Source organism: Flavobacterium sp. (assembly GCF_044373165.1).
In the GTDB taxonomy this organism is placed as follows: Bacteria; Bacteroidota; Bacteroidia; order Flavobacteriales; family Flavobacteriaceae; genus Flavobacterium.
On record NZ_JBILQL010000108.1, the window covers coordinates 1 to 5,969 of the forward strand.

Annotated in this window: 5 protein-coding genes and 1 pseudogene; all 6 read right to left on the minus strand. The window is 39.2% G+C overall.

Annotated elements, in window-relative coordinates; translation table 11 throughout:
* Window positions 1-1,173, minus strand: a 1,173-nt coding sequence (locus ACIQ32_RS11005; RefSeq protein ID WP_396195741.1) for a BatD family protein, incomplete at its 3' end; no start/stop codon positions are given.
* An 80-nt stretch (window positions 1,174-1,253) separates the two neighbouring features.
* Window positions 1,254-2,000: a tetratricopeptide repeat protein gene (locus tag ACIQ32_RS11010; RefSeq protein ID WP_396195742.1), complete on the minus strand. Its 747-nt coding sequence runs from the start codon at window positions 1,998-2,000 to the stop codon at window positions 1,254-1,256.
* A complete protein-coding gene (locus ACIQ32_RS11015) occupies window positions 2,000-3,037 on the minus strand; it encodes a VWA domain-containing protein (RefSeq protein WP_396195743.1) in 1,038 nt (345 codons plus the stop codon). The genes ACIQ32_RS11010 and ACIQ32_RS11015 overlap by 1 nt, the downstream gene beginning before the upstream one ends.
* A gap of 141 nt (window positions 3,038-3,178) precedes the next feature.
* The gene (locus ACIQ32_RS11020) at window positions 3,179-4,180 is read right to left on the minus strand and encodes a VWA domain-containing protein (protein ID WP_396195744.1); all 1,002 of its coding nucleotides are present in this window, start codon (window positions 4,178-4,180) and stop codon (window positions 3,179-3,181) included.
* On the minus strand, window positions 4,180-5,814 hold the full coding sequence (locus tag ACIQ32_RS11025) for a hypothetical protein (RefSeq protein WP_396195745.1): 1,635 nt from the start codon (window positions 5,812-5,814) through the stop codon (window positions 4,180-4,182). Before ACIQ32_RS11025 ends, ACIQ32_RS11020 begins: the two co-directional genes overlap by 1 nt.
* A gap of 6 nt (window positions 5,815-5,820) precedes the next feature.
* Window positions 5,821-5,969: pseudogene (locus tag ACIQ32_RS11030) on the minus strand (DUF58 domain-containing protein); the annotation flags it as partial.

Genomic DNA, 5,969 nt, shown 5'->3' on the forward strand with positions numbered 1-5,969 from the left:
TTTTTCTCCCGAAGCCACACTCGGACCGTCCAGAACATTTATAGTTATAGGCTCAGAAGTGATGGTTTTATAGCGTCCGGAAGTCAAATCGAAATAACTGAAGCGTAGTGGTTTGATTTGGTAATTGCCTTTGTACTGCGGAATAATCGTGTATTTGTCGGTAATTCTCCCTGTCATTCCGGTCAATGGTGTTGAAACATTTTCTTCGTGTACCGGATCGTACATTTCCAAAGCAGTTGGCACTACCGGCTTCGGTAACGAGAACAGTTTTAGATTTCCTTTACCAATTACACTCAGTGTTAAATCTAATGATTCTCCGTTCTTCAAAGTAGTTTTAGAAGGCTTTACTTTGAAATCAAATTGGCCAACAGCGCCTGAAAAATCTTCCGGTTTGCCATTTTCCGGCAAAGCTCTGACATTGATGATTTTGCTACCTGCCGAAACGCGTTTGCTGTCTTCTACCATTAAAGGTTGTCCCCAAAAATTACGACGGTTGCTAGGAACTTGACAATCAATATCGAGTGATAAAGGTTCGATTTCCAGTTTGCCCGATTTTTGAGGATACAATACTGTTTTTCGCAAAACTACAAAGCGATAGCGTTCGCCTTTAAACATGCCTTCTTCGGCTTTGAGTTGTTTGATATCGATGTTTTGCGACCAGAAATCGTTGTATTTGGGTTTGTTCAATTCTCGCCAGTTCGAAATGCCGATGTTATAGCTGAAATACAATTTGTATACTACTGTAATCGGTTCGTTGAGGTACGGATTCGATTTGGATATATCGGCTACCAAATAAATATTATCATCGGCACTAACAGCCGGTGCTTCATTTGGATCTTTCGGAATTTCAACGGCATTGGTCACGTTAATTTTAACCGGTGACGTTTTGTAGATTTGCCCGTTGATTTCAATAGCCGCTTGTTTGATTGTCAATTGCCCTTTTTGAGTCGGCAATAAAATATAGATATAAGACTTGTTAAAGGAACTTTTTCCGTTAATCCAAGATTGACTAACAGACTGACTAGGTCCGCCGATTACTCTAAAACCGGAAGCTTCAAAATTAGGCGCCACAAAATTATCCCCATCGGCATTCATATTGAATTCGATGCGAAGGCGTTCGTTGATGCCCAAGGTATTTTTGCTCACTTTGGCCTCAAATTGTACTTGGGCCATTAGCGCATTGGTGATTAAAAGAAATATTATTAGGAACCTTTTCATTTTCAAATCTTCAAATTAAATCATTTTCAAATTGATTACCAGTCTTTTTCGGCCTTTTCAGGGTTGGCTCTTACTTTTTGTTTATTGACTTTATCCTGAACTTTTTTCTCTTCATTGTTTACGGCATCGAGCAAATTTTGCAAGCGCTGTTTGGAAACTCCGCCGGGTTGCGGTTGCGGTTTGTTGCCGTTTTGGTCTTTGTCCTTATTTTGATTCTTGTTGTTTTGGTCTTTTTGATCTTTGTTTTTGTCTTTGTCTTTGTCTTTATTCTCCTGCTGGTCTTTGTTCTTTTTCTGGTCTTCTTTTTGGTTCTTTTTGTCTTTACTCTTGTCGTCGTTTTTCTTAGGCGGATTGTCTTTTAAGAACTTTTTCGCCAAAGCATAATTGTAACGGGTTTCATCATCGGCCGGATTATTTCGCAACGCATTTTTATAAGCTTCTACCGCACCGGAATAATCTTTGGCTTTCATTAAAATGTTACCGATATTATGGTAAATGCGGTGTTTGTCGGTTTTGTTTTTGGCATTACTTAAGGCCTTTACAAAATGGTATTTGGCTTCGTTAGCTTGGTTTTGGCGGTAAATAGCATTCCCCAAATTGTATGAGGCAATCGCCTTTTTTTGGTTTTTAGATTCCGATATACGGTATTCGGCTTCGGCTTCGGCGTATTTTTTTTCGACAAAAGCTTCGTTGCCTTGAGGCAAATTTTTATCTGCTTCCTTTTCTTGGGCTTTCGCCATGAAAGAAGTCACGAGTAAACCGTAAAGCAATATCTTTTTCATTATTTTTTCTCGTTAAACAGATTCATTTTTTCTACCCATTTGGTTTTTTTCTCCAACAAGAAAATATCCAAAAACAACAAGAAAAACGCAAAACCTAAGAAACATTGGAACTGCGATTTAAAGTCGGCCATCTGAGTGCTTTCAAATTCCGTTCTTTGGATGTTGTCTAAGGCATTTTTTACGTAGTCTAAAACACCTTTGGTCGAATTCCCGTCTACATAACCGCCGCCGGTAGCCTTGGCTATGGCTCTTAATATTTCGGTATTTCTTTTGGTAATGACTACTTCATCATTTTTGTCTCTTTGGAACGATTCTACTACGCCGTTTCGTTTTAACGGAATAGGTCCGCCTTTTTCACTTCCTACGCCTATGGTAATGATTTTCATTCCAATCTTTTTGGCTTCTGCGGCCGCATCTACCGAACCTTCGGCATGGTCTTCTCCGTCGCTGATGATGATGAGCAGTTTATTGGTTTTGTCTTTTTTGTCTACAAAAGTGGTCGCCAAATTGATGGCTTGATCAATGGAGGTTCCTTGAGCCGAAATGATTCCCGGATTCATGCTTTGCAGGAACATTTTGGCTACGCTGTAATCGGTTGTAATCGGCAACACCGGGAAAGCACTGCCCGAATAGGCGATGATTCCGATGCGGTCGCTGCCTAAATTGTTGATGATTTGCGATACCAATTGCTTGCTTTTCTCCAAACGGCTCGGCGCAACGTCCTCGGCCAACATACTTTTGGAAACGTCAACGGCAAAAACAATGTCAATGCCTTCACGTTTTACGGTTTCGATTTTGGTTCCCATTTTCGGATTGACCAATCCTATAATCAAACAAGCTAAGGCTAACAGGACAACGACCAATTTTAAGATTGGTTTGAAAACCGACTTTTCCGGACTTAGTTTTTTAATCAACTCCAAGTCGCCGAATTCGCGTTGTTTCTTCCGTTTCCAGTATTGTACATACAAGAAAAGCATCGCCAAAACCGGAATGGCAATCAAGAAATACAAATAACCTTTTTCTTCTAACTCGTACATATTTTTAAATTTCAACTGTCAATTTCCAAAAATCAAATAATTACCAATGTTATAAATTTCAATTTCCAAACTTTTCTGTTTTAAATTTTGAATTTTTGATTTTGAATATTATTTGTTATTTGGCCATTGTTATTTGTGTTTTTAAATGAAGCTTCTGTAAACCGTATTGCGCAAAGCCAGTTCCAATAAAAGCAACAAACCGGCTATCCAAACAAACGGACGGTATTTTTCATCGTAATCATAAAACCTGAGTTCTTGGATTTCGGTGGTTTCTAATTTGTTGATTTCGGCATAAATGGCTTCCAATTTACTGTTGTTGTTGGCTCTGAAATATTTTCCGCCGGTATTTTTGGCAATCGTTTGCAGCAAATTCACGTCAATTTCTACGGGCATCATGCGGAACAAAAAGCCACCGCCGGGAGCGTAAGCATAGGGAAACATTGCGTCTCCGTTGGTTCCGATACCGATGGTGTAAACTTTAATGCCGTATTCTTTAGCAATTTGCGAAGCCGTTTCGGGTTCAATAAAACCAGCATTGTTCACTCCGTCGGTCAATAAAATAATGACTTTGCTTTTCGCTTTGCTGTCTTTTAAGCGATTGACAGCGGTGGTCAATCCCATTCCGATTCCGGTTCCGTCTTGCAACACATTGTCGTATTTGATGCTTCTGATGGCGTCCTGAACGATTCCTTTATCACTGGTTACCGGTGTTTTGGTATAAGCTTCGGCGGCGTAAACCACAATTCCGATGCGATCATTAGGTCGGCCTTCCACGAAATTAGAAGCCACTTTTTTTAAGGCTTCCATGCGATTCGGTTTCAAATCTTTGGCCAACATACTACCGGAAACGTCAATCGCCATCACTATATCAACTCCTTTGGTCGATTTGGTTTGGCTGCTGATATCCACTTTTCTCGGACGCGCCATGGCAATGATTAACGAACTCAAAGCCAACAAACGCAACACGAACAAATACGGTTTTAATTTAGCGGCGATAGATTGCTCCGCTTTAAACCCTTTTACAGAGCTTATTTTGAGCGTAGCCGACGATTTTTTTCCTTTCCAAAAAAGCCAAGCTATCGCCACGGGAAGTAATAAAAACAACCAGAAAAACTCGGGATTTAAAAAGCTAACCTCTTTCATTACTGTGCGGTTTTTAGTTCTACCGAATTCAACATACGTTCGCCTATTTTCTTAGCGTATTGGTCGTCTTCGCGCTGCAAAATGGTAATTTGTTGGATGCCGTTGCTTTGGGCGAAAATCAAAATTTCATAATACATCTTGGTCGATTTGCCGCTTATTTTATCTATCATCGATAAAGTTCCGTAGGCTTTGCGACCGCTAATGCCTTTTTGGGTGTCGAATTCTTCGGTTTTGACCAAAATATTGCTGGCGCCTTGGTTTTCGAATATTTTGATACTGCCTTCTGCGGCTTGTTCCAAATCGATTTTGGTTTCTTCTTTAAACGTTGAGGTGGACACGCCAACATAAAAGTCGTCTACCATACTGCCATAGGTAAAGATTTGCATTTCTTTGATCAAAGCCATAGCGTTTTTCGGCAATATTTTAGAAGCATCCTGTCGCATTAAAACTTTTGGCGTTTCTATTTTAACACCCGGATTTCCGTATTGGCTGTACACCCATTCGCCTTCCAACAATTCTTTAGTCGGGTGGCCGATGAGGTTGTCTTTTACATAGTCAAACCCTTTGGTTGCAATGAAAAAACCGAGTGTTCCTAAAATCAAAAATGCTGCGCTACCAACAATGATAGCGATTTTTTTGCGTTTCTCTCTTTTTAGTTTTTCCAATCGGGCTTTTTCTTTTTGTTGTTCGTTCCAAAGCGCCAACTCGTCATCGGTTTCCACCACTTCAGGAATCGATTTATGAATGGTTACGATGGTGTTAGATATGCGTTTTTTGTCTTCTTCAATTTCGTAATCCAACGGTTTTACTTTGGCAAACTTAACCAAGTCGGCTTGTTGGAGTACTTTTTCCAAATTTTCAACCGTATCGTTGGAAAGCTTGAGTTTTTTTTGTTTGGCTGCTTTGCGCAATCCTTCGATCAATTCGGAAGTAGTACTTTCCATGGCCGGAATTTTGATTTCTTCCTCGATGTAATTGCGGACAATATCAGTCAATTCCGAATAGTAATCTTTAACAGCACCTTTTTGCCAAAGTTCTTTGCTTTCCAATTGTTGCAGTAAAGTTGTGGCTTTTTCGATAGGTGTTTTGTAAACGACAACTGCTGCTTTGGCTTTTGGTTTTCGGTTTTTTATGAAATAGAAAATCAAAAAACCCAATCCGATAAGTGCGATTACAACCAGCAAATAGATCCACCAATTCCCCAGCGGATTTTTCACCAAAGCAATGTCTTTGATGTCGTACATTTTTTGCTTTAAAGTATCTACTTTAACATCATTGATTTCCACCGCAAGGCTATCGGAATATAAAGTTTTACCATTAATAATAATCGGAATTCTCGGGATAGTATATTTGCCCGAATCGAATTGTGTCAGCCCGTATTTTTTAATCAATTCATAGCGATCGCCTTTTTTTACGGTATCTACTTTATACGATTCAATTACTTCTAAAGCACCGAAAAATTTGTTTTCTGGGAATTTGACTTTGGATAACGTATCAACATCAGTTTTTAATGTCAGTTTGAACTCAGCGCCGATTTTGTTTTTGGTAGTATCAATAGAAGTCGTTACTTTTTTCGGCTGAGCGAAAACAGAAATCGATAGTAAGCATAAAAATAGGGCTAATTTATTTTTCATGTTTTCTTATCTCGATTTAAAATAACCCAATAGTTTAGTAACATAACTTTCATCAACGCGAGTGTTTACTGTTCCTGAACCACATTTAGAGAAAATATCTTTGAAATAACTCACTTTGTTTTGGTATTGTTTTTCGTAGCTCAAACGCGCTTTTT